The sequence below is a fragment of the Bradyrhizobium sp. WSM2254 genome (genome assembly GCF_000472645.1).
Classification (GTDB): Bacteria; Pseudomonadota; Alphaproteobacteria; order Rhizobiales; family Xanthobacteraceae; genus Bradyrhizobium; species Bradyrhizobium niftali.
Genome location: NZ_AXAB01000017.1, coordinates 73,267 through 96,202, shown reverse-complemented (window position 1 = coordinate 96,202; position 22,936 = coordinate 73,267). Strand labels below are relative to the sequence as shown.

Annotated in this window: 26 protein-coding genes; 18 read left to right on the top strand and 8 right to left on the bottom strand. The window is 64.3% G+C overall.

Features of this window, described 5'->3' with window-relative positions:
* Nucleotides 1-9 precede the first annotated feature (9 nt).
* From A3M7_RS0112475 to A3M7_RS0112455, 5 genes are all read right to left on the bottom strand, one after another.
* Nucleotides 10-1,485 carry a type II and III secretion system protein family protein gene (locus A3M7_RS0112475; RefSeq protein ID WP_027544256.1) on the bottom strand — a complete coding sequence of 492 codons (1,476 nt, stop codon included), beginning with the start codon at nt 1,483-1,485 and terminating at the stop codon, nt 10-12.
* 11 nt (nt 1,486-1,496) lie between these two features.
* Nucleotides 1,497-2,297, bottom strand: coding sequence for a Flp pilus assembly protein CpaB (cpaB, locus tag A3M7_RS0112470; protein WP_027544255.1), 801 nt, complete (start codon nt 2,295-2,297; stop codon nt 1,497-1,499).
* Between the two features lie 128 nt (nt 2,298-2,425).
* Nucleotides 2,426-2,950 carry a prepilin peptidase gene (locus A3M7_RS0112465; protein WP_027544254.1) on the bottom strand — a complete coding sequence of 175 codons (525 nt, stop codon included), beginning with the start codon at nt 2,948-2,950 and terminating at the stop codon, nt 2,426-2,428.
* A gap of 117 nt (nt 2,951-3,067) precedes the next feature.
* Nucleotides 3,068-3,208, bottom strand: coding sequence for a hypothetical protein (locus A3M7_RS49610; protein WP_198033737.1), 141 nt, complete (start codon nt 3,206-3,208; stop codon nt 3,068-3,070).
* A gap of 76 nt (nt 3,209-3,284) precedes the next feature.
* A complete protein-coding gene (locus A3M7_RS0112455) occupies nt 3,285-3,449 on the bottom strand; it encodes a Flp family type IVb pilin (RefSeq protein ID WP_027544253.1) in 165 nt (54 codons plus the stop codon).
* Nucleotides 3,450-3,717: 268 nt separating this feature from the next.
* On the opposite strand from A3M7_RS0112455, the gene A3M7_RS0112450 reads away from it, so the two are divergent.
* Both A3M7_RS0112450 and A3M7_RS0112445 read left to right on the top strand, forming a co-directional pair.
* Entirely contained in the window at nt 3,718-4,545 is an 828-nt protein-coding gene (locus tag A3M7_RS0112450; protein WP_027544252.1) for a sterol desaturase family protein, read from the top strand.
* A gap of 156 nt (nt 4,546-4,701) precedes the next feature.
* Nucleotides 4,702-5,193 carry a pilus assembly protein N-terminal domain-containing protein gene (locus A3M7_RS0112445; protein WP_027544251.1) on the top strand — a complete coding sequence of 164 codons (492 nt, stop codon included), beginning with the start codon at nt 4,702-4,704 and terminating at the stop codon, nt 5,191-5,193.
* 188 nt (nt 5,194-5,381) lie between these two features.
* Here the strand turns inward: A3M7_RS0112445 and A3M7_RS0112440 are convergent, their stop codons facing one another.
* From A3M7_RS0112440 to A3M7_RS0112430, 3 genes are all read right to left on the bottom strand, one after another.
* Nucleotides 5,382-5,594 (bottom strand): cold-shock protein, encoded by a 213-nt coding sequence (locus tag A3M7_RS0112440; RefSeq protein WP_011084262.1) that lies wholly within the window; start codon nt 5,592-5,594, stop codon nt 5,382-5,384.
* A 277-nt stretch (nt 5,595-5,871) separates the two neighbouring features.
* A complete protein-coding gene (infA, locus tag A3M7_RS0112435; RefSeq protein WP_027544250.1) occupies nt 5,872-6,162 on the bottom strand; it encodes a translation initiation factor IF-1 in 291 nt (96 codons plus the stop codon).
* Nucleotides 6,163-6,185: 23 nt separating this feature from the next.
* Nucleotides 6,186-7,766: a DEAD/DEAH box helicase gene (locus A3M7_RS0112430; RefSeq protein WP_049823341.1), complete on the bottom strand. Its 1,581-nt coding sequence runs from the start codon at nt 7,764-7,766 to the stop codon at nt 6,186-6,188.
* A gap of 481 nt (nt 7,767-8,247) precedes the next feature.
* Here A3M7_RS0112430 and urtA point away from each other — a divergent pair, with 481 nt between their 5' ends.
* The 16 genes from urtA to A3M7_RS0112350 all read left to right on the top strand — a co-directional run bounded on the left by urtA (nt 8,248) and on the right by A3M7_RS0112350 (nt 22,929).
* Nucleotides 8,248-9,570 (top strand): urea ABC transporter substrate-binding protein, encoded by a 1,323-nt coding sequence (urtA, locus tag A3M7_RS0112425; protein ID WP_027544248.1) that lies wholly within the window; start codon nt 8,248-8,250, stop codon nt 9,568-9,570.
* Nucleotides 9,571-9,654: 84 nt separating this feature from the next.
* Complete coding sequence (gene urtB / locus A3M7_RS0112420; protein ID WP_027544247.1) at nt 9,655-11,262, top strand: urea ABC transporter permease subunit UrtB; 1,608 nt, start codon at nt 9,655-9,657, stop codon at nt 11,260-11,262.
* Complete coding sequence (gene urtC, locus A3M7_RS0112415; protein WP_027544246.1) at nt 11,259-12,437, top strand: urea ABC transporter permease subunit UrtC; 1,179 nt, start codon at nt 11,259-11,261, stop codon at nt 12,435-12,437. Before urtB ends, urtC begins: the two co-directional genes overlap by 4 nt.
* On the top strand, nt 12,434-13,195 hold the full coding sequence (urtD, locus tag A3M7_RS0112410; RefSeq protein ID WP_027544245.1) for an urea ABC transporter ATP-binding protein UrtD: 762 nt from the start codon (nt 12,434-12,436) through the stop codon (nt 13,193-13,195). Before urtC ends, urtD begins: the two co-directional genes overlap by 4 nt.
* A 3-nt stretch (nt 13,196-13,198) precedes the next feature.
* Nucleotides 13,199-13,894 carry an urea ABC transporter ATP-binding subunit UrtE gene (urtE, locus tag A3M7_RS0112405; RefSeq protein WP_025576656.1) on the top strand — a complete coding sequence of 232 codons (696 nt, stop codon included), beginning with the start codon at nt 13,199-13,201 and terminating at the stop codon, nt 13,892-13,894.
* A gap of 32 nt (nt 13,895-13,926) precedes the next feature.
* The gene (locus A3M7_RS0112400; RefSeq protein WP_027544244.1) at nt 13,927-14,757 is read left to right on the top strand and encodes an urease accessory protein UreD; all 831 of its coding nucleotides are present in this window, start codon (nt 13,927-13,929) and stop codon (nt 14,755-14,757) included.
* Nucleotides 14,758-14,797: 40 nt separating this feature from the next.
* Entirely contained in the window at nt 14,798-15,100 is a 303-nt protein-coding gene (locus A3M7_RS0112395; protein ID WP_007605424.1) for an urease subunit gamma, read from the top strand.
* 112 nt (nt 15,101-15,212) lie between these two features.
* Nucleotides 15,213-15,524: an urease subunit beta gene (locus tag A3M7_RS0112390; RefSeq protein WP_027544243.1), complete on the top strand. Its 312-nt coding sequence runs from the start codon at nt 15,213-15,215 to the stop codon at nt 15,522-15,524.
* A gap of 39 nt (nt 15,525-15,563) precedes the next feature.
* Nucleotides 15,564-16,079, top strand: a complete 516-nt coding sequence (locus tag A3M7_RS0112385) for an endonuclease domain-containing protein (protein WP_371090181.1) — start codon at nt 15,564-15,566, stop codon at nt 16,077-16,079.
* A gap of 2 nt (nt 16,080-16,081) precedes the next feature.
* A complete protein-coding gene (locus tag A3M7_RS0112380; RefSeq protein WP_027544241.1) occupies nt 16,082-16,621 on the top strand; it encodes an HD domain-containing protein in 540 nt (179 codons plus the stop codon).
* Between the two features lie 37 nt (nt 16,622-16,658).
* Nucleotides 16,659-18,374, top strand: a complete 1,716-nt coding sequence (ureC, locus tag A3M7_RS0112375; protein ID WP_027544240.1) for an urease subunit alpha — start codon at nt 16,659-16,661, stop codon at nt 18,372-18,374.
* Nucleotides 18,375-18,495: 121 nt separating this feature from the next.
* The gene (locus A3M7_RS0112370; protein ID WP_027544239.1) at nt 18,496-18,795 is read left to right on the top strand and encodes a putative quinol monooxygenase; all 300 of its coding nucleotides are present in this window, start codon (nt 18,496-18,498) and stop codon (nt 18,793-18,795) included.
* Nucleotides 18,796-18,809: 14 nt separating this feature from the next.
* Nucleotides 18,810-19,475, top strand: coding sequence for an urease accessory protein UreE (locus tag A3M7_RS0112365; protein WP_027544238.1), 666 nt, complete (start codon nt 18,810-18,812; stop codon nt 19,473-19,475).
* Complete coding sequence (locus tag A3M7_RS0112360; RefSeq protein WP_084302074.1) at nt 19,456-20,184, top strand: urease accessory protein UreF; 729 nt, start codon at nt 19,456-19,458, stop codon at nt 20,182-20,184. Before A3M7_RS0112365 ends, A3M7_RS0112360 begins: the two co-directional genes overlap by 20 nt.
* A gap of 161 nt (nt 20,185-20,345) precedes the next feature.
* Complete coding sequence (gene ureG / locus A3M7_RS0112355; protein WP_027544236.1) at nt 20,346-20,969, top strand: urease accessory protein UreG; 624 nt, start codon at nt 20,346-20,348, stop codon at nt 20,967-20,969.
* A 301-nt stretch (nt 20,970-21,270) separates the two neighbouring features.
* The gene (locus tag A3M7_RS0112350) at nt 21,271-22,929 is read left to right on the top strand and encodes an HWE histidine kinase domain-containing protein (protein ID WP_027544235.1); all 1,659 of its coding nucleotides are present in this window, start codon (nt 21,271-21,273) and stop codon (nt 22,927-22,929) included.
* Nucleotides 22,930-22,936: the final 7 nt, after the last annotated feature.

Sequence of the window (22,936 nt, the reverse complement as noted above, 5' to 3'; positions counted from 1 at the left end):
CCGTTTCGCTTAGTCGGTGATGAAGCCGTAGGTGCCACGGTAGTTCCGGGCCGGTTCGGTCCGGCCAGGCACGCCGTAGATGCGGTTGATGTTGCCGAGCAGCTCGACCTGCGGATCGGCAGGCGCGGAGAAGCCGTCATCTGGCCGCGACAGGTCCTTCTGCGCCACGGCGCGAACGATATAAGGCGTCACGATCACGACCAGCTCGGTCGCGTTGTTGACGAAGTCGCGGCTGCGGAACAGCGCGCCGAGGATCGGCAGCTGCATCATGCCCGGCAGCCCGCTGACCGCCTGCTTGGTCTGCTGCTGGATCAGGCCGGCCATCGCCATCGCACCGCCCGAGGGAATCTCCAGCGACGTCTCCGCCCGGCGGGTCTTGATCGAAGGCACGGTGAGCGAGTTCACCGTCGACAAGGTCACGGCCTGCGACAGCGTGATCGCATTCTCGTTCGACAGTTCCGAAACCTCGGTCATCACCCGCAGGCTGATCTTGCCCTCGGTCAGCACCACGGGCGTGAAGTTGAGCGAGATGCCGAACTTCTTGAAGCTGATCTGGGTGGTACAGACATGCGTCGTGGGATCGCACGCGTAGCCCGCCGGTACCGGGAATTCGCCGCCGGCGATGAAGGTCGCCGACTCGCCGGAGATCGCGGTCAGGTTCGGCTCGGCCAGCGTCCGGATCACGCCGGCGGTCTCCATCGCGCGCAGGGTGGCCTGCACCGACGGCGTCGCGCCGAACTTCGTGGTCAGGCTGTTGCCGTCCACCAGATTCTTGCCAAGAGCGGTGAACGGGTTGGAGTTGGTGAAGCTCACCACGGACGTGCCGTAGTTCAGGTTGGCGGTGAGGTCGATGCCGAGCTGCTTGACGATGTTGCGCGCGACTTCGGCGACCGTCACCTTGAGCATGACCTGGTCGCGGCCGCGGACCACGATCGAGTTCACGACCTTGTCGGCGCCGCCGGCGAGGCGCGCGGCGAGATCGTTGGCCTGCTGCGCTTCCATCGGGTTCGCCGCCGTGCCGGTCAGCACGACGCCTTCGCCGAGGCCGTCGATCTGGATATCGGAATTGGGCAGGATTTGCTTCAGCGCCGCCCGCACGCCGTTGAGGTCGCGCTTGACCGCGATGTCATAGGCCGCGATCTGCTGACCGGCGGAATCGAAGAACACGATGTTGGTCTGGCCGACCGTGGCGCCGATGATGTAGGCGCGCTGCGACGAGCGGACCACCGCGTTGGCGATCTTGGGATCGGCGACCAGCACATCCTTGATGTCGCGCGGAAGGTCGATCACGATGGACTTGCCGACGCCGAGGGAGAGGAAGCGCGCGTTCATCTGGCCGTCGGCCGCGACCGGCGCCACGGGGCGGTAGTCGGCGGCGACCACGGGGGTCAGCGCCGGGTTGAGCACCAGCGCGAGAGCGGCCGAAAACGACAGGGCGCGGACCATTGAGGTTCGCATCGTCGTCAAATCTGCCCTGCATTTCATATCGACTGCCCTCATCGTGCCTTCGCCGTCGAGCTTGGGATACCGTAGCGAATGATCGAAACGCCATCGCGCTTCTGTGCGGAATCATCGAGCGTGATCTCGCTCATCTTGACGTCGACGATGCTGCGCAGCGCCAGCGACAGCGTGCCGCTCTGGCGGGCGGCGGAAAGCGTCGCCGTCTGCGCGGGATTGAGCTCGAGGGTGACGGTCTTGCCGACCACCGTATTCTGGCCGTCCTTCTCCTTCGGCGCCTGGTCGATGGCCAGGACGCGGATGTTGGCCAGGATGATCTCGGACGTGACGATATCAGGGGCGCCGCTGTTCGGGTCCGGGTTCTTGAGGCGGCGCGTCAGAAGCACGTCGACGCGGTCGTTGGGCAGGATGAAGCCGCCTGCGCCGGTCTCGGGCGATATCTCGGTCGAGATCGCGCGCATGCCGGTGGGCAGGATTGCCGCCATGAAGCCGGAGCCTTCGGACTTGACCAGTTTCTGGTCGCGGATCGGCTCACCCTGGATGAAGGGGGCGCGCGCGATCGAACCGGTCACCTGGGTCACGCCCTCGGGGCGCTCGTTGCGGCGGATGAAGGTGGCACTGGCGGTCGCGGCCGGCCAGGTCTGCCATTGCACGTCTTCCGGCTTCACGGTCTGGCCGAGGCCGATGTCGTTCTTGGCCACCAGCACGTCGACGGTTGGAAGCTGCGCGACCGGGGCCGCCGGAGGCGGCGCAGAATTGTCCGAGCCGCTCGCCAGGTACGCGGCGACACCGCCGGCGCAGATGGCGACCGTCAGGACGACAATGCGTGCCCTATTCATACGCTTCACTTTCCAAACTAACGCCGCGACGCAGCCGCCGCCGTAATCGGCAGTTGACCAGCTATTCGTCAAAGCATGGTTAATGAGGCGTATCTAAATCGGCTTAACGCCGGGTTTACTCGGAGCGTTCAGCGCAGTGCGAGATGAGCGAGGTCGATCGCCTTCACCCATTCGGTCTCCGGGTAGACCATCAGCGCGCTCAGTGCGAGCGCGATGCCGTAGGGAATGCCGCTCTCCTTGGCGTGCAGTCGCGCAAGCCAGGCCTGGCCCGCGAGGCCGTAGGGCAGCGGCCATTGCCGGAACTGGAGCAGGAGCAGCGTCAGCGCGCCGCCGAACAGCGAAGCGTAGAGCAGGAAGTTCATCAGCTGTGCGAAGCCGAACCAGAGCGCGACGGAGGCCGCGACCTTGGCGTCGCCGCCGCCGACCCAGCCCATCGCAAAGCAGGTGAAGGCGCCGACCAGGACAAGCGCGCCGGCGCCGACATGACCGAGCACCTCGTAAGGTGCCATGCCACCGGCGAGGGCGAGCGCGAAGAAGCCCGCGACCAGCACCAGCGAGACGCGGTTCGAGATGGTCATCGTGAAGAGATCGCTCGCGGCGGCGAACGCCATCAAGGCCGGGAAGAGCAGAAGGCGCGCAAGGTCGAGGATCATGGGCTGCGTCTTGAGGCCGGAGGTTCGTCGCGAGATCTGGCGTCGCCCGATGCTAGCCGGCAGTGCTAAACAAACCGACAACGGCGGCCGCGGCAGGCGGGCCCGCGAGAGGCGGGCTCACCAGAGGCTGGCAATGCGCGCGGCGAGTGCGAGCGTCGCAAGCAGCAGTGCAAGGCAGACCCAGTAGGTCGGTGAGCCGGTCTGCGCCGCCTCCGCCTCGCTCGCCGCAACCGCGGCATCGGTTCTGTACTTGCGCAACGCCACTGGAACTCGCCGTACTCGGAAAAACAAAGGCCCCGGAGATCCGGGGCGTTTGCCGTCGCTTGTCGGTCGCTTACTTCAGCGACGTGCTGATCGAGGTGAACTTGGTGTTCAGCGTGGTGCCGAGGTTGTTGACGACGGTGATGATGGCCAGCGCGATGCCGGCGGCGATCAGGCCGTATTCGATGGCGGTGGCGCCGGATTCATCCTTGGCGAAACGCGCAATCAGGTTCTTCATGAACAAACTCCATCTGGGGTTGGATCGCCTCGTTCGGCGCTGTCTTTGACGCGATAACCATGAAAGCCGAGCTCTTTCGGCGGGGTTAATTCGATCGTGCAAACCCGCTTTCTGCGCGATGCTTTTGCCCAGAGTGAATTTCACCTTAAGACGCTGGCCGGAATTCGCTCCGGTTCCGAACGTGGCGCAAGTGCGTCGCCGGCTTCACCCTCCCTTAAATTTCGCGGAGTAGGCGTAGGAGGACCAGCAATTCGGAAGAGAGGCGACGATGTCGAGCCTGCCCATGCAAGTCGCCCTGATGCTCGGCGAGACCATCGCGAAGGTGGTCCCCATCACCCTCGCGCTCGCGGCCGTCTTCACCGTGCTCGAGCATTTCTGGGCCTGCAATCCCGGCACTCCTTGGTGGCGCAAACGCGAGATCGTCACCGACATCTGCTACTGGTTCTTCGTTCCGGTGTTCGCCCGCACCATGCGGATCGGGCTCTTGATCGTCGGCGCGAGCCTCCTCTTCAACATCCACGATGCCGACGATCTCATCGCCTTCTACGACAATGGCCACGGCCCGCTGGCGCTGTTGCCGCTCTGGGTCCAGGCTGCTCTATTCCTGGTCCTGTCGGATTTCATGCTGTACTGGCTGCACCGGTTGTTCCACGGCGGCGAGTTCTGGAAGTATCACGCGATCCATCACTCCTCGGAGGAGATAAGCTGGATTTCGGCGGCGCGCTTCCATCCCGTCAATCTCATGCTCGGCTCGATCGGGGTCGACGTCGTGCTGCTGATGGCCGGCATCTCTCCGAACGTCATGGTCTGGCTTGCCCCGTTCACGACCTTCCACTCGGCCTTCGTGCACGCCAACCTGAACTGGACCTTCGGGCCGTTCAAATACGTGCTGGCGACGCCGGTGTTCCACCGCTGGCACCACACCTCGCTCGAGGAGGGCGGCGACACCAATTTCGCCGGGACCTTCCCGCTCTGGGACGTGCTGTTCGGCACCTTCCGCATGCCGGAAGGGCAACTGCCGCAGGATTACGGCAAGGACGAAGCGACCATGCCCAAGGAGATCGCGGGCCAGCTCGCCTATCCGTTCCGCCGCTAGCACGACCGCGAAGGCCGCAAAGCGCCAGTCCGTTCAAACAATAGTCGGCGAGTTTGCGGAACGTTCACGAATTGAGGGCAGGTTAGCGCGGTCGGGCACCGGCTCCGCTGTTATCTGATCGCTTCTGCCGGTTTGTGACGTCCCGGGAGTAAGAGTATGCGTAAAGAACTGCTGCGCCGCCATGCGCGCGTGTGTCTTCTGGTTGCGGCCGCGGTGCTGGCATCGCCGGCTGCCGGTCTTGCCGAATCCACCGCCGACACCATCGCCGTCAATGTCGATCAGGCCAAGCTGGTCCGGCTGCCCGGCAAGGTGGCGACCATCGTGGTCGGCAATCCCCTGATCGCCGACGTCACGCTCCAGCCCGGTGGCATGATCGTCGTGACCGGCAAGGGCTACGGCGCCACCAATTTCATCGCGCTCGACAGGGGCGGCGAGATCCTGGTCGACCGCCAGATCCAGGTCGAAGGTCCGAGCGACCGGCTCGTCACTGTCTATCGCGGGGTCGAGCGCGAGTCCTATAGCTGCATGCCGATTTGCCAGCGTCGCGTGACGCTGGGCGACAGCGACAATTTCTTCAACACCACGATGAGCCAGGCCGGTACGCTGAGCAACAATGCCAGCGGCAACGCCGGCGCCAAGCCCAACTAGCAAGACCAACGAACGACCGATAGGCGGGATTGCCGGGCAGGATCGTGCGGTCCGGTCCGGCCTCTCGCTCCGGCGAGGAAGAATTCTCCCGGTTCGTCGAACATGAAAAAAGGCCGTGCGTCGCGCACGGCCTTTTCTGTTGTTTTGGTTTGCTCGCTCGAGCCGATCCGGACCGAAGGTCCGTTGGCTTAGCCGGCGGAGCGAAGATTGTCGGCGGCCGACTTGCCGGACCGGCGATCGGCCACGATCTCGTAGGAGATCTTCTGGCCTTCGCGCAGCGTGCCGAGGCCGGCGCGCTCGACGGCGCTGATGTGCACGAACACGTCCTTGCCGCCGTCGTCGGGCTGGATGAAGCCAAAGCCCTTGGTCGCGTTAAACCACTTCACGGTTCCCATGCTCACGGGGGTAGTTCCTTCTCAGATAACACAATGTAAGAGCCCGCTCGCGCAGGCAGGTTAGATCGAATTTCTGGAAGGGTCGTCAGCGTGTCTGAACCGGCTGTACCGGTGGATGCCAATGTCGTCCGGCCGAAAATCGATTAATTCATTTTATTGGAAATGAGGCTTCAAAACAATCCTGACGCGCACGATTTTTTGATCCGCCGCGACGAGCGCGGCAGATCAGCATACAGGTCAGCATTTTAACTCCGCGCTTGCGCGCGGAATGGTCGTTCGCCGCTTAGCGGCGACGGAACTGGCCACCGCGCTGCGCACCACCCCGCGGCGGTCCGCCGGATGATGCGGGACGTTCGTCCTTGTGGCGGAAAATCAGCCGGCCCTTCTCGAGATCGTAGGGCGACATCTCCACCGTCACGCGGTCGCCCGCGAGCGTCTTGATGCGGTTCTTCTTCATCTTGCCGGCGGTGTAGGCAACGATCTCGTGTCCGGCATCGAGCTGCACGCGGTAGCGGGCGTCGGGGAGGATTTCGGTGACCAGTCCTTCGAACTGGATCAGCTCTTCCTTAGCCATGAATATCTCCAGGTCGTGGACGGCTAGTGCGAGTAGGGTTTGCGGGTCGATTGGCCGTTCGGCCGACTCTCGCGGCGCAAAAAGGCAACGCCTTGTATCCCATCAGACGTCCCAGCGCTATGCGCGGAACGCTGTTCCGGACGGTCGGTCGGCGAAGAATGCATCTTACCGCCGGAGCGGCGGCGACGAGACCCCTTGGAGGCCTTCGGGCCGCTGCCAGGCCTTCCTTCAACATGCCTTCCGTCGCCATGCCGGCCTTCACCGGGCCGTCCATCACCCTGCTTGCCGGCGCTATGGTGGCGTCCGTCGGCATGCCTTTCGTCGGCACGCCGTCCGTCACCGTGCCGTGCGCCTTGCGGACGCTGGCCCGGGCGGCCCGGCCGGCCCTGTCGTTGCTGCGGCGGGGGAGGACCTGCATCGCGGCGACCGGCATCGGTGCGGAGGTCTTCGCGCGGCAGCGCCACCTTGATCAGCCGCTCGATGTCGCGGAGGTAGCTGAGCTCCTCGCCGCCTGCGACCAGCGAGATCGCGGTGCCCTCTGCGCCGGCGCGCGCGGTGCGGCCGATGCGATGGACGTAGGTCTCGGGTACGTTGGGCAGGTCGAAATTGATGACGTGGGTGATGCCGTCGACGTCGATGCCACGAGCGGCGATGTCGGTGGCGACCAGCGTGCGGATGTCGCCGGAGCGGAACTGGGCGAGCGTGCGCTCGCGATGGTTCTGCGACTTGTTGCCGTGGATGGCGCTGGCGGCAATGCCGGCCTTCTCGAGCGTCTTCACCACCTTGTCGGCACCGTGCTTGGTGCGGGTGAAGACCAGCGCGCGGTTGATCGGCTCGTCCTTCAGGAGCTTGGTCAGGAAGGCGGGCTTGGCCGAGAAGTCGACCTGGAGGATACGCTGGTTGATCCGCTCGGCGGTCGAGGAGACCGGGGTCACCGCGACGCGGGCGGGATCACGTAGCATGGAGTCGGCGAGCTCGGCGATGTCCTTGGGCATGGTGGCCGAGAAGAACAGCGTCTGCCGCTTGATCGGCAGCTTGGCGACGATCTTCCGGATGTCGTTGATGAAGCCCATGTCGAGCATGCGGTCGGCCTCGTCGAGCACGAGGAATTCGACGCTGCCAAGCTTCAGCCCGTTGCTCTGCACGAGGTCGAGCAGGCGGCCGGGGGTGGCGACCAGCACTTCGACGCCCTGCATCAGCGAGCGGACCTGACGGCCCATCGGCACGCCGCCGATGGCGAGCGTCGAGGACAGGCGGATGTGGCGGCCATAGGCGTTGAAGCTGTCGAGGATCTGGCCGGACAGCTCACGGGTGGGCGACAGAACCAGGACGCGGGTGGTCTTCGGCTGCGGCTTGATGCGGTGCTCGAGCAGGCGGTGCAGGATCGGCAGCGCGAAGGACGCGGTCTTGCCGGTGCCGGTCTGGGCGATGCCGACGACGTCGCGGCCGGTGAGCGCCGTGGGAATGGTCTGGGCCTGGATGGGGGTGGGGGTGACGTAGTTCTCTTCGGAGAGAGCACGCGCGATCGGTTCGGCGAGGCCGAAGTCCTGAAACGAAGTCAAAAGATGGGTTCTTTCCATGTCAAAGGCGGGCGCCCGGCGCATTCAGCGCGGCGCGCGCAAACGGGTGTCGAGAAGACACCTGCGTGTTTGGGGTGTCGGATGGCTTGGGAGATATGGGGCAAGCCAGACGCCCGTAGAGGGCTTAAGAACACGCGGCTCGCAACGACCCCTTGATTCGCAAGAGGTCTCGACCGCCCATATGGAACATTGAGCGGGCGCTTTCAAGGCAGGCTGGCCCGAAACGGCGTTTGCGGTGCAAAAATAGTTATGCCGGAAATTTAGACAGAGGCATCGTTTTGCTCAAAAAATGAACTGTCTGCCACATTAGCATACAATTTATTTGCTCAAGTCTTGAGCAATCAGACTGCGGCTAAATTTTGATTTTTGCAGATTTTGCGAATAAAACCAATGGCTTGGTGTGTGTCCAGCCCATGGCATGGTTCTTGCGATTCCGTTAACCGCTAGGCGGCCGTGGGGCCGTTTCGCAGCGTTTTCACGTCTGCGTCAGGGAGATGATACACAAATGCTTACCAAATCCACTCACGATATAGCGGCGTCATTTAGCCGCCGCGGCGTGCTCGCCGCGACCGCCGGACTGATGCTCGGTCTGGCCTCCATTTCCGGCGCGAAGGCCGCGGACGACACCATCAAGGTCGGTGTGCTTCACTCTCTGTCCGGCACCATGGCCATCAGCGAAACCACGCTGAAGGACACCATCCTCTTCCTGATCGATGAGCAGAACAAGAAGGGCGGCGTGCTCGGCAAGAAGCTCGAAGCCGTCGTCGTCGATCCCGCTTCGAACTGGCCGCTGTTCGCCGAAAAGGCCCGCGAGCTGATCACCAAGGACAAGGTCTCGGTCGTGTTCGGTTGCTGGACCTCGGTGTCGCGCAAGTCGGTACTCCCGGTGTTCAAGGAGCTGAACAACATCCTGTTCTACCCCGTGCAGTACGAGGGCGAGGAGAGCGAGCGCAACGTGTTCTACACGGGTGCTGCGCCGAACCAGCAGGCGATCCCCGCCGTCGACTACCTGATGAAGGACGAGAAGGTGAAGCGCTGGGTGCTCGCGGGCACCGACTACGTCTATCCGCGCACCACCAACAAGATCCTGGAAGCCTATCTGAAGTCGAAAGGTGTCGCCCAGGAAGACATCATGATCAACTACACGCCGTTCGGTCACTCCGACTGGCAGACGATCGTGGCCGACATCAAGAAGTTCGGCTCGGCCGGCAAGAAGACCGCGGTGGTCTCGACCATCAACGGCGACGCCAACGTTCCCTTCTACAAGGAGCTCGGCAACCAGGGCATCAAGGCGAAGGACATCCCGGTGGTCGCGTTCTCGGTGGGTGAGGAAGAGCTCGCCGGCATCGACACCAAGCCGCTGCTCGGCCATCTCGCCGCCTGGAACTACTTCCAGTCGATCAAGTCGCCGGAGAACGAGAAGTTCATCAAGGCGTGGCAGACCTACACCAAGAATCCGAAGCGCGTGACCAACGATCCGATGGAAGCGCACGTGATCGGCTTCGACATGTGGGTCAAGGCGGTCGAGAAGGTGAAGTCGACCGATCCCGACAAGGTCATCGACGCTCTCCCGGGCATCGAAGCCAAGAACCTGACCGGCGGCACCTCCAAGATGCTTCCGAACCACCACATCACCAAGCCGGTGTTCATCGGCGAGATCAAGGCGAACGGTCAGTTCGACGTGGTCTGGAAGACGCCCGGTCTCGTTGCCGGCGATGCCTGGTCGAAGGAGCTCGACGGCTCCAAGGACCTGATCGGCGACTGGGTCGGCAAGAAGTGCGGCAACTTCAACACCAAGACCAACAAGTGCCTCGGTTCGGGCTCCTGATCCGGATCTGACGCTCCACTACACGATTGGAGAAGGCGGCGATCCTGCCGCCTTCTCCACCCATTTCTGCCGGGGTCATTCACAGTGCTAGCCAATTTGTCCGCCCGCCTCTGTTCGCTCCTGCTCTCGTTATTCCTGATCGCGTTCGCACTGCCGGCCTTCGCCGGTCCGTTCGAGGATGCGGTCGCCAAATTCGCCAACGATGATTATTCCGACACGGAAGAAGCGATCGGCGTGGTCGCGAGCAGCGGCAATCCGCTGGCCTTTCCCATCATCAGCGCGCTCCAGGACGGCCGCCTCATGGCCGATCCGGACAGCAAGAAGGTCTACGTCACCGGCGCCGACGGCAAGTCGATCGATGCCGCGACCGGCCAGTCCGTCGCCAGCGTTCCCGACAGTGCGAGCGCGGTCCGCCTCAACAACCGTCTGCGCCGCAGCGTCGATGCCGCGGTCGGCAGCCTGACGCTTCAGTCGCCGGATGTCGGAACGCGCCTCCAGGCCGCGCAGTCCGTCTTCAAGTCGCATGAGGAGACCGCGTTCGAAGCCGTCAATGCCGCGCTCGCCAAGGAAACCAACAAATCCGTCAAGGCTGTGCTCGGCGACGCCCGCGCGGCGATCCTGCTGTTCAAGTCCGACGCCACCGAGGTCGAGAAGCTCGAGGCCGTCGCCACCCTCAAGGCGCGCGGCGACCAGGAGGCGATGGCGCTGCTCACCGGCATGGGCGACCAGCCGGCCTCGGTGACCAAGGCCGCCGCGAGCGCGATCGGCTCGATCCAGAGCTCGCTCGCGGTCTGGTCCACGGTGCAGAATGCCTGGTACGGCCTCTCGCTCGGCTCGGTGCTGCTGCTCGCGGCGATCGGGCTCGCCATCACCTTCGGCGTGATGGGCGTCATCAACATGGCCCATGGCGAGATGGTGATGATCGGGGCCTACACCACCTTCGTGGTGCAGGAGGTGATCCGCACCCGTTATCCCGGCCTGTTCGACTATTCGTTGCTGATCGCCGTGCCGCTCGCCTTTCTCGTTGCCGGCGCGATCGGCGTTCTGATCGAGCGCAGCATCATCCGCTTCCTCTACGGCCGTCCGCTGGAGACGCTGCTGGCGACCTGGGGCCTGTCGCTGGTGCTCCAGCAGGCCGTCCGCACCATGTTCGGCCCGACCAACCGCGAGGTCGGCAATCCCTCCTGGATGAGCGGCGCCTTCGAGCTCGGCCAGATCACCATCACCTATAACCGGCTGTGGATCCTCTGCTTCACGCTCGCCGTGTTCGCGATCCTGCTGGCGATGCTGCGCTACACCGCGCTGGGCCTCGAGATGCGCGCGGTGACGCAGAACCGCCGTATGGCGGCCTCGATGGGCATCGCCACTTCGCGCGTCGACGCGCTGACCTTCGGCCTCGGTTCGGGCATTGCCGGCATCGCCGGCGTGGCGCTGTCGCAGATCGACAATGTCAGCCCCAATCTCGGCCAGAGCTATATCATCGACAGCTTCATGGTCGTGGTGTTCGGCGGGGTCGGCAATCTCTGGGGCACGCTGGTCGGCGCCTTCACGCTCGGCATCGCCAACAAGTTCCTGGAGCCGGTCGCAGGCGCCGTGCTCGGCAAGATCGCCATCCTGGTTCTCATCATCCTGTTCATTCAAAAGCGGCCGCGCGGCCTGTTCGCGCTCAAGGGCCGTGCGGTGGAAGCATGACCCCTCACATGCTGACGCGATCGCTGGACCGCGGCGCGACGATCTTCCTGCTGGTTGTCGCCGCGCTGGGCGTGCTGATCCCGTTGTCAAACCTGCTGCTGCCCGCGGGCTCGTTCCTGCAAGTGCCGACCTACCTGGTCGCGCTCTGGGGCAAATATGTCTGCTACGCCATCCTGGCGCTCGCGATCGACCTGATCTGGGGCTATTGCGGTATCCTCTCGCTCGGTCACGGCGCTTTCTTTGCGCTCGGCGGCTACGCGATGGGCATGTACCTGATGCGGCAGATCGGCACCCGCGGCGTCTACGGCAACCCGATCCTGCCCGACTTCATGGTGTTCCTGAACTATTCGAAGCTGCCCTGGTACTGGTACGGCTTCGACATGTTCTGGTTCGCCGCGCTGATGGTGCTGGTCGTGCCCGGGCTGCTCGCCTTCTGCTTCGGCTGGCTCGCCTTCCGCTCCCGCGTCACCGGTGTGTATCTGTCGATCATCACGCAGGCGATGACCTATGCGCTGCTGCTGGCCTTCTTCCGCAACGATTTCGGCTTCGGCGGCAACAACGGCCTGACCGACTTCAAGGACATCCTCGGCTTCAACGTGCAGGCCGAAGGCACCCGTGCCGCGCTGTTTGCGCTGAGCTGCCTGGCGCTGATCCTGGGCTTCCTGATCTGCCGCGCCATCGTCTCGTCCAAGCTCGGCAAGGTGCTGATCGCGGTCCGTGACGCGGAATCGCGTACCCGCTTCCTCGGCTATCGTGTCGAATCCTACAAGCTATTCGTGTTCACGGTGTCGGCCTGCATGGCCGGCGTCGCCGGCGCGCTCTACGTGCCGCAGGTCGGCATCATCAATCCGAGCGAGTTCGCGCCGGGCAATTCGATCGAGGCGGTGATCTGGGTTGCGGTCGGTGGCCGCGGCACGCTGGTGGGCGCGGCGCTCGGCGCCGTCGTCGTCAATTACGCAAAGACGTTCTTCACCTCGGGCATGCTGGCGCCGTACTGGCTGTTCATGCTCGGCGCGCTGTTCATCCTGGTGACGCTGCTGCTGCCCAAGGGCATCGTCGGCACCTTCAATGCCTGGTGGGCTTCGTCGCAGGAAAGGCGCCCGGCCGAGACGACTGTGAGCGCCGCGGCCGAGGACGGCGTCAGCGAACCCAAGATGGCGGAGGAAGCGCAATGAACGTCATGGACACCCGCGCAACCTCCGCGATGCTCTATCTCGACGGCGTGCACGTCTCCTTCGACGGCTTCCACGCCATCAACAACCTCTCTCTGACGCTCGCACCCGGCGAGATGCGCGCCATCATAGGCCCGAACGGCGCCGGCAAGACCACGATGATGGACATCATCACCGGCAAGACCAAGCCTGACGAGGGCACCGTGCTGTTCGACGGTGTCACCGACCTGACGCGGCTGGACGAGACCCGCATCGCCGAGCTCGGCATCGGCCGCAAATTCCAGAAGCCCACCGTGTTCGAGAGCCAGACCGTGCAGGACAATCTGCTGCTGGCGCTCAATGTCGACCACAGCGTCAAGGGCACGCTGTTCTGGCGCGGCAGCAAGGCCGAGTCCGAGCGCATCGACAAGGTGCTGGAGACGATTCGCCTCACCGAGTCGCGCAACCGCCTCGCCGGCAGCCTCAGCCACGGCCAGAAGCAATGGCTCGAGATCGGCATGCTGCTGGCGCAGGATCCGAAGCTCCTGCTGGTCGACGAGCCCGTCGCCGGCATGACCGACGTCGAGACGCATCTCACGGCGGAGCTGCTGAAGGAGATCAACAAGACCCACACCGTCATGGTGGTCGAGCACGACATGACGTTCGTGCGCGAGCTCGGCGTCAAGGTGACCTGCCTGCACGAAGGCACGGTGCTCGCGGAAGGAACCATCGACCAGGTCTCGTCCAACGAGCGGGTCATCGAAGTCTATCTGGGGCGCTGACCGATGCTCGAAGTCAAAGACATCAACCTGTTCTACGGTGCGGCGCAGGCGCTGCGCGGCGTCTCGATCGCGGCCGAGCCCGGCAAGGTGACTTGCGTGCTCGGGCGCAACGGCGTCGGCAAAACCTCGCTGCTGCGTGCCATGGTTGGGCAATATCCGATCTCCTCGGGCGCGATCGTGTTCGACGGCAGCGACATCACGGGCCTCAAGCCTTACGAGCGGGCGCGCAAGGGCATCGGCTTCGTGCCGCAGGGCCGCGAGATCTTTCCGCTGCTGACGGTCGAGGAGAATCTCAAGACCGGCTTCGGTCCGCTCAAGCGCGAGGACAAGCACATCCCGGACGACGTGTTCTCGCTGTTTCCGGTGCTGCAATCCATGCTCGGCCGGCGCGGCGGCGACCTCTCCGGCGGCCAGCAACAGCAGCTCGCGATCGGGCGTGCGCTGGTGATGCGGCCGAAGCTGCTGCTGCTCGACGAGCCGACCGAGGGCATCCAGCCCTCGATCATCAAGGACATCGGCCGCGCCATCTCCTACTTGCGCAATCTCGGCAACATCGCCATCGTGCTGGTCGAACAATATCTCGACTTTGCCTGCGAACTCGGCGACAGTTTCGCCGTGATGGATCGCGGCGCGGTGAAGTTCACCTGCGACCGCACCAATCTCGACGCGAGCGAGATCAGCCGTCAGATGGCTCTGTAAGCCATTTGTGCCGCGACCGGCTGGGGAGGCGGATGCGCAGCGAACTATCAGTCACGTCCACCATATTCGAAGCCAACCGCGCCCGCGGCGCGGTCAGGTTCGACGTGCACGCGCGCGACGGCGTGACGCGGCGCGGTGCGTTGCATGAATCCGGCTCGCTGCGTGTGCGCTTTCCTTCGCCGGAGGATGAGGGGCTCACCGGCGTGTTCGTCAACACGGCCGGTGGCGTTGCCGGCGGCGATCGCTTCGATGTCGAGATATCAGCGGCCGATGCTACGCGGCTGACGCTGACCACGGCGGCCGCGGAGAAGGTCTATCGCGCGCAGGGCCCGGCGGCAGAGCTCAGTATCGCCCTGAAGGTCGGCGCCGGCGCGCATCTGTCCTGGCTGCCGCAGGAGACCATCCTGTTTGATCGTGCCCGTGTCCATCGTCGCTTCGACATCGCGCTCGACGAGGCGGCCTCGCTCCTGCTCTGCGAGATCGTAGTGTTCGGCCGCACTGCCATGGGTGAGCGGATGGAGCAGGGCGAGTTCGTCGACCGCTGGCGGCTCTCCCGCGGCGGCCGCCTCGTCTTTGCCGAGGCCGTCAGGCTCGACGGCAATATCGGCGCCAAGCTCGCGCGTTCGGCCGTCGCCAAGGGGGGCGCGGCGATCGGCACGGCCTTGATCGTGCCCGGCGATGAGGCGCTCATCGAGCGCATTCGGGAGGCCTCGGAATCCTTCGCCGGCGAGGTCGGGATATCGGCCTGGAATGGCTTTGCAATGGCGCGGTTCTGTGCCCAAGATGCGGCGCGCTTGCGCGCCGACATGATGGCGGTGCTGGCGCGCACTGGTGCGGCGTTGCCGCGGCTCTGGCTGAACTGACGACTGGTTGAATTGACGTGTTGAACGGAAGAGATTTCGCATGAACCTGTCTCCCCGCGAAAAGGACAAGCTTCTGATCTCGATGGCGGCCATCGTGGCGCGCCGCAGGCTGGACCGCGGCGTCAAGCTCAACCATCCCGAGGCGATCGCGATCATTTCCGATTTCATCCTCGAAGGCGCCCGCGACGGCCGCACCGTGGCCGAGCTGATGCAATCCGGCGCGCAGGTGCTGACCCGCGACCAGGTGATGCCTGGAATTCCCGAGATGATCCACGACATCCAGGTCGAGGCGACGTTCCCTGATGGCACCAAGCTCGTCACCGTGCACGAGCCGATCAGGTGATCTAGATTCGTCATTCCGGGGCGCCCGCAGGGCGAACCCGGAATCCAGAGATTGTTGATCGAGATTCCGGGTTCTCGCTCCGCGAGCCCCGGAATGACGGAGGAAGACAGACATGATCCCCGGCGAACTCTTCATCCAGGACGGCGAGATCGAGCTCAATGCCGGCCGCAAGACCGTGACGCTCACGGTCGCCAACACCGGCGACCGCCCGATCCAGGTCGGCTCGCACTACCATTTCTTCGAGACCAACCCGGCACTGAAGTTCGATCGCAAGAAGGCCCGCGGCATGCGTCTCGACATCGCCGCCGGCACCGCCGTCCGCTTCGAGCCCGGCCAGACCCGCGACGTCCAGCTCGTCGCGCTCGCCGGCAAGAAGACCATCTACGGTTTCCGCGGCGACGTGATGGGGAAGCTGCGAGTGTAAACTGAGGCGCGCGGCGTGATCCACAGTGAGGCGAGCACAATGGTCAGGCTCCCTCCCCCCTTGCGGGGGAGGGTTGGGGTGAGGGGTATGCCACACGACGAGGTCAGCGGGATTCAGCGCCGTCACGCCAAACGATTGAGGTGCGAGATGACTCGTGCGGAGACGTTGCTGTGGCGCTACCTGAAAGCCGACCGTCTTGCGGGCCTTGCCTTCCGCCGTCAGACGCCCATGGGTCACTACATCGCGGACTTCGTCGCCCATTCCTGCAAGCTTATCGTTGAACTCGATGGCGAGAGCCACAACTTCGAAGAACGTATCTGGCACGATGAGCGGCGCGACCAATGGTTCGCATCTCGCGGATATCGCGTGCTGCGTTTCACCAACGACGACGTGATGAACAATCTCGAGGGTGTTGTACTTTCCATTGTCGAGGCTGCGGAGCAAGTGGCACCCCTCTCCCTAACCCTCCCCCGCAAGGGGGGAGGGAACCCTTCCAGCGATGCGCCCCTAACTAACGGAGAGAGCGGTGCGTCCAACGGTGACGAGGAGGCATAAGCATGCTGCCCGCCGTCCGCCTCGTCTCCGAAGCTGCTGAGCTAGCCGCGCGCCGGCACAATGGCATGGCGCGCAAGGGGCGGGGCCAGGAGCCGTATATCAATCATCTCGCCGAAGTCGCGAACTTGCTTGCGACCGCGACCGATGGTGGGGATGCCGAACTTGTCGCCGCCGGCTGGCTTCACGATGCGATCGAGGACACTGAGACGACGCGCGAGGAGCTTGCGCAAAAATTCTCGGACCGCGTGGCTTCTCTCGTTGTTGAATGCACGGACGACATGAGCTTGCCCAAGGCCGAGCGCCGGCAGCGACAGGTGGTCGATGCGCCGAAGAAATCTGCGGGCGCAAAATTGATCAAGATCGCCGACAAGATCAGCAATATCGGCGCGCGGATCCAGCTCGATCCAACTACTGAAGAGCGCGACGATCTCGTCGATTACACCGGCTGGGCCGAGCAGGTCGTTGCCGGTTGTCGCGGCGGCAATTCGTGGCTCGACACAACATTCGACAACATGGTGCGACGAGCGAGGGCCTCGCTGTGAGCACTCACACAACATTCAAACGCAAACGGGGCTTGTGATGTCCGTCAAAATAAAGCGTTCCGTCTATGCCGACATGTTCGGCCCGACCACCGGCGACAAGGTGCGGCTCGCCGACACCGATCTCATCATCGAGGTGGAGAAGGATTTCACCGTCTATGGCGAGGAGGTGAAGTTCGGCGGCGGCAAGGTGATCCGCGACGGCATGGGGCAGTCGCAGGTGACCAACAAGCAGGGCGCGGCCGACACCGTCATCACCAATGCGCTGATCGTCGACCACTGGGGCATCGTGAAGGCCGACGTCGCCATCAAGGACGGCATGATCTCCGCGATCGGCAAGGCCGGCAATCCCGACATCCAGCCGGGTGTCACCATCATCATCGGCCCCGGCACCGACGTGATCGCGGGCGAAGGCAAGATCCTCACCGCCGGCGGCTTCGACAGCCACATCCATTTCATCTGCCCGCAGCAGATCGAGCATGCGCTGATGAGCGGCGTCACCTCGATGCTGGGCGGCGGCACCGGTCCCTCGCACGGCACCTTTGCGACGACCTGCACGCCGGGCCCGTGGCACATGGGGCGGATGATCCAGTCGTTCGATGCGTTCCCGGTCAATCTCGGCATTTCCGGCAAGGGCAACGCCTCGCGCCCCGCGCCGCTGGTCGAGATGATCAAGGGCGGCGCCTGCGCGCTGAAGCTGCACGAGGACTGGGGCACCACGCCGGCCGCGATCGACAATTGCCTGTCGGTGGCCGACGATTACGACATCCAGGTCATGATCCACACCGACACGCTGAACGAATCCGGCTTCGTCGAGGATACGATCAAGGCGTTCAAGGGGCGGACCATCCACGCCTTCCACACCGAGGGCGCCGGCGGCGGTCACGCCCCTGATATCATCAAGGTCGCCGGGCTGAAGAACGTGCTGCCGTCCTCCACCAATCCGACGCGGCCGTTCACCCGCAACACCATCGATGAGCATCTCGACATGCTGATGGTGTGCCACCACCTCGATCCCTCGATCGCGGAAGATCTGGCGTTCGCCGAAAGCCGCATCCGGAAAGAGACCATCGCGGCCGAGGACATCCTGCACGATCTCGGCGCGCTCTCGATGATGTCCTCGGATTCCCAGGCCATGGGACGCCTCGGCGAGGTCATCATCCGGACCTGGCAGACCGCCGACAAGATGAAGAAGCAGCGCGGGTCGCTGCCGCAGGACAAGGGCAAGGACAACGACAATTTCCGCGTCAAGCGCTACATCGCCAAATACACGATCAACCCTGCGATCGCCCATGGCGTCTCGAAGCTGATCGGATCGGTGGAGAAGGGCAAGCTCGCCGATCTCGTGCTGTGGTCGCCGGCCTTCTTCGGCGTCAAGCCGGACTGCATCGTCAAGGGCGGCACGATCGTTGCCGCGCCCATGGGCGATCCCAACGCCTCGATCCCGACGCCGCAGCCGGTGCACTACCAGCCGATGTTCGGCGCCTTCGGCAAGGCGCGCACGGCGTCTTCCGTGGTGTTCACCTCCAAGGCCGCGATCACCGGCGGGCTGGCGCGCAAGCTCGGCATCGAGAAGAAGCTCTATGCCGTCCAGAACACCCGCGGAAAAATCTCCAAGAAGAGCATGATCCACAACGACGCCACGCCCAATATCGAGGTTGATCCGGAGACCTATGAGGTCCGCGCCGACGGCGAGCTCCTGACCTGCGCGCCCGCCGAAGTGCTGCCGATGGCGCAGCGATATTTCATGTACTGAAATAGCGCCCCGGTCCCCGGAGCCTGTCCGGGGACGGTTTTACGGTGTTGCGTTCGATCCCGCCTGGTCTAATGTCCCGCCCGGTATCTTGAACCCAGAAGAAAAGCCGGGAGGATTTCTCGTGATCTACGTCGTTGCCACCTTGACCATCAAGCCCGAGACTCGCGCCGAGTTCATTGCAGCCGCCACCGCCTGCATCAAGGAGACGCGGAAAGAGCCCGGCAATATCGCCTATGATATGCATGAAAGCGTCACCGATCCGACCAAGATGGTGTTCGTGGAGCAGTGGGAGAATGCCGAGGCGCTGGTGCCGCACCGTGGCATGGAGCACATGAAGACGTTCGGCCGCATTGCGGTGAAGTGCTTCACGGCGCCGCCGAAGGTCGAAGTGATCACGCCCGAGAAGGTCGAGACACGGTAACAGGGTAGAAGCGAATGATCCGGGCGACGCAGGTTAGGGGACAGCACCGCTTCACGGAGGCACCAGCGGACACGGTCGTGCTCGATTTCGACGATCGGCACCGCCGCCGCATGGCGATGACGGGGACGCGGGGGCTCGAATTCCTGCTCGACCTGGAGAACGCCGTTGCACTGCGCGGCGGCGATGCGCTGGTGCTGGAGGACGGCCGGCTGGTCGAAGTGGTTGCGGCGCCCGAGCCGCTGCTCGAGATCCGCGGCCGTGATCCCCACCACCTCATCCGCGTCGGCTGGCACCTCGGCAACCGTCATTTGCCGACGCAGATCATGGCCAAAGCCTTGCGCATCCGCCGCGACCACGTCATCGAGGCCATGGTGAAGGGTCTTGGCGCGCGTGTCGTCGAGATCGAGGCGCCGTTCGATCCCGAAGGCGGTGCCTACGCCGATGCCGGTCATGCGCACGGGCACGATGACCATGCGCATCATGATCACGGCCATCACGATCATGGCGACCATCATCATGATCACCACGGTCATGACCACGGCCATGATCATCATGCCCACGATCACCATGCCCATGATCATGCCGCGCATGACCATGGGCACGATCACCATCATCACGACGAGCATTGCGACCATCCCGACCACCACCACGGCCACAAGCATGCTCATGACCACAAATGAGCCGGTCAATGCCGGTGACCTCGCCGCGTGCGAGGCGGCGGCGCTGTACCGGCTGATGACCTGGCTGTCGCCGGCGTTTCCCGTCGGCGGCTTCTCCTATTCCAGCGGGATCGAATGGGCGGTCGAGGCGGGTGACATCACCGACACGGCGACGCTCGCCGACTGGCTCGATGCGATGCTCGGCGACGGTTCGGGCTTCTGCGATGCGACGTTCCTGGTCCAGGCCTATCGCGCCACTGAAGCGGGCGAGGAGACCGCCTTGCGCGACATCGCTGAGCTCGCGAGCGCCTTCGTGCCGTCGCGCGAGCGGCAGCTCGAAACGAGCTCGCAGGGCCGCGCCTTCATCGACATCGCCCGCGCCGCGTGGGACGCGGAGGGACTGGATGCCATGGTTGCGGCATGCAGCACGCCATTGGTCTACCCCGTCGCGGTCGGCGTGGTCGCCGCGATGCACGGCGTGCCGCTGGCGCCGACGCTGCACGCCTTCCTGCACGCTGTGGTCTCGAACTGGATTTCCGCGGCCAGTCGCCTCATTCCGCTCGGCCAGACCGACAGCCAGCGCGTGCTGGTGCGGCTGGAAGCAGCGGTTGCCGCGACCGCCAATCGTGCGCTGAGTGCGACGCTGGACGATCTCGGCAGCGCGACGTTTCGCGCCGACCTCGCCAGCCTGCGGCACGAGACGCAGTATACGCGGCTGTTCAGGTCGTGAGCGGGTCGCGCCGTATTCCGTCGTCCCGGCGAAGGCCGGGACACATAACCACAAGTCTTTGTGGCGATACACAACTGCAGCCACAGCCTACCGCATCAATTGAATTCGGTGGCTATGGGTCCCGGCCTTCGCCGGGACGACACTAGGAGAGAGCGAGCTACATGTCGAAATCTCACGGCCCCTTGCGTGTCGGCGTCGGCGGTCCGGTCGGATCGGGCAAGACCGCGCTGATGGATCTGCTCTGCAAGACCATGCGCGAACACTACGACATCGCGGCAATCACCAACGACATCTATACCAAATGGGATGCCGAATTTCTGGTGCGTTCGGGCTCGCTGACGCCGGATCGCATCGCCGGCGTCGAGACCGGCGGCTGCCCGCACACCGCGATCCGCGAAGATGCCTCGATGAACCTCGCAGCGGTCGCGGACATGCGCGCGAAATTCCCCGGCCTCGACCTCGTGCTGATCGAATCCGGCGGTGACAATCTCGCTGCCACTTTTTCCCCGGAGCTTGCCGACCTCACCATCTACGTGATCGACGTGGCGGCCGGCGACAAGATCCCGTCCAAGGGCGGCCCCGGCATCACCCGATCCGACCTCCTGGTCATCAACAAGATCGATCTTGCGCCCCATGTCGGCGCCTCCCTGGAGAAGATGGAGACGGATGCCAAGCGGATGCGCGGCGCGCGCCCCTTCGTCATGACCAACCTGAAGAAGAGCGAGGGGCTCGACCGCATCGTCGGCTTCATCGAGGCCAAAGGCGGCCTGAAACGGGCGGGCTGACGGACGCGACGACTTGGCACAGGCCTTTTCCGCCGTTAACGCCTGAGGCAGACCGTATCCGCGGAACAAATTTGGGACACGGCGATTGATTACCTCCGGTACCCGGGGCAAATCCATTCCGGACGGACGACCGGCCGGCCGGGCGGATTAAGCTTATCAGGCGACCCAAGTTGCGTACTGATGCCTCCTCCTCCATTATCTCCGCCATCGGGGTTCATCCTGTTTCGGCACTTGGCCGTTCGAGCGGCGTTCATATGCTCCGTGTTTATTGCCGACCTCCTGCTTCCGTCTGAGTAGTCGCGTGGTCCGGCTGGGTTTCATCATCGGCTTCATTGCCCTGCTCGGAGCCTTGCTTTCCGGGCTTGCCGCCTATCGCGTCCACGACCAGGAGCTGGCGCTGGACCGGATCGCGCTCGCGCGTGCGATCGACGTCCATGCGAGCCTGGTGCAGGACCGGCTGACCGAGCGCGAGCTGCTCGCGCGTGTCGCCTCCGGCCTGTTCCGCGCGCCGTCGGTGCTCAAGCCCAACATGCTGGAGCCGCTGCGCTCGGCGATCTACGCCTTCAAGACCGATTTCGTGGTGGCCGGCTGGGTCGCCCGGCTGCAGCCGAACGAGCTCGTTGCGGCGCAGGCCGCGATCGCGGCCGCCGGCTTCCCGAAGCCGCAGATCCGGGACTACAGCGACAAGCCCATCGCCCCCGCGAGCCTCACCCATCCGATCGACGTGCTGATGGATCTCGAGCCGCGCAGCGACGAGACCAAGGCGCTGCCCGGCCGCAGCTATGACCAGGATCCGGTGCGCAGCGCGATGCTCGCCCGGGCTCGGATCGAGAAGCGGTCGGTTGCCTCCGACCCGGTGCCGCTGCTGCGCGGGAATGGTCCGATCGGCATCATCGTGGCTGCTCCCGTGATTCCCGAGGGGGCAACGGAGCCGGCCGGGTTCGTCACATTCTCCTACGAGCTCGCCTCGCTGATGCTGACCAACGACGACATGTCGTTGTTCGCGGTCGCGCTCAAGGATCCACGCAAGGACGGCGGCGAGCTCGTCGCCAACGACCAGGGCATTGTCTCCACGCGCATGACGGCGGTGGACGGGCCGGCGCCATCGGCGACGCGCACCGTGAGCTTCGGCGGCCGCGACTGGCAGCTCGGCTATTACGCCAAAACCAATTCGGCGCGGCGTGCCGAGCAGACTGCGGTCATCGTGGCAGCGATCGGCTTTGCGATCACCGCGATGGTGTGCGGCCTGTTCGGCTATGTCGCCTACAACAATTTGAGGCTCAGCCGGGAAATCCAGGTGCGGATCGGCTTCGAGCGCCGCCTGACCGCCGTCATCGACGAGCTCAACCACCGGGTCAAGAACATCCTGGCGGTGATCCAGTCGATCGTGACGCGCACGCTGCGCCACGGCTCGGACATCGACGTCGCGCGCGAGCTGCTGATCGGCCGCATCCACGCCATGTCCAACGTGGTCTCGCTGCTCAGCGAGAGCCAGTGGCAGGGCGTCAAGCTGAAGGGCCTGTTCGAGGCGCGCGCCATTCCGCATGCGGACCGCATCGCCGTCACCGGTCCTGACATCGCGGTAAGCGCGCGCGCGGCGCAGAGCCTGTCACTTCTGTTCTTCGAGCTCGCCTCGCATTCGGACGAAGGCCTGTCGCTGGTCGGCAAGCATCCGCACATCACCGCCAACTGGACGGTGACGGGCGAGGGGACCGATGAGGTCTTCCATTTCCGCTGGGAGGAGTTCAACACCAGCGAGGCGACGCGCCGCCCGGATTCTGATTTCGGCCTGATCCTGCTCGACCGCGTCGCGCCCGAAGCGCTCGGCGGAACCGCCAAGCGCTACTTCACCGACGTCTCCTATGTCTACGAGCTGACCGCTCCGATGGAGACGGTCGTCGATATGTCCGAGCGTGACCGCACGGACAAGCTCTCGGCCCCGGTGAGGCCTGTGCGATAAACCTCGC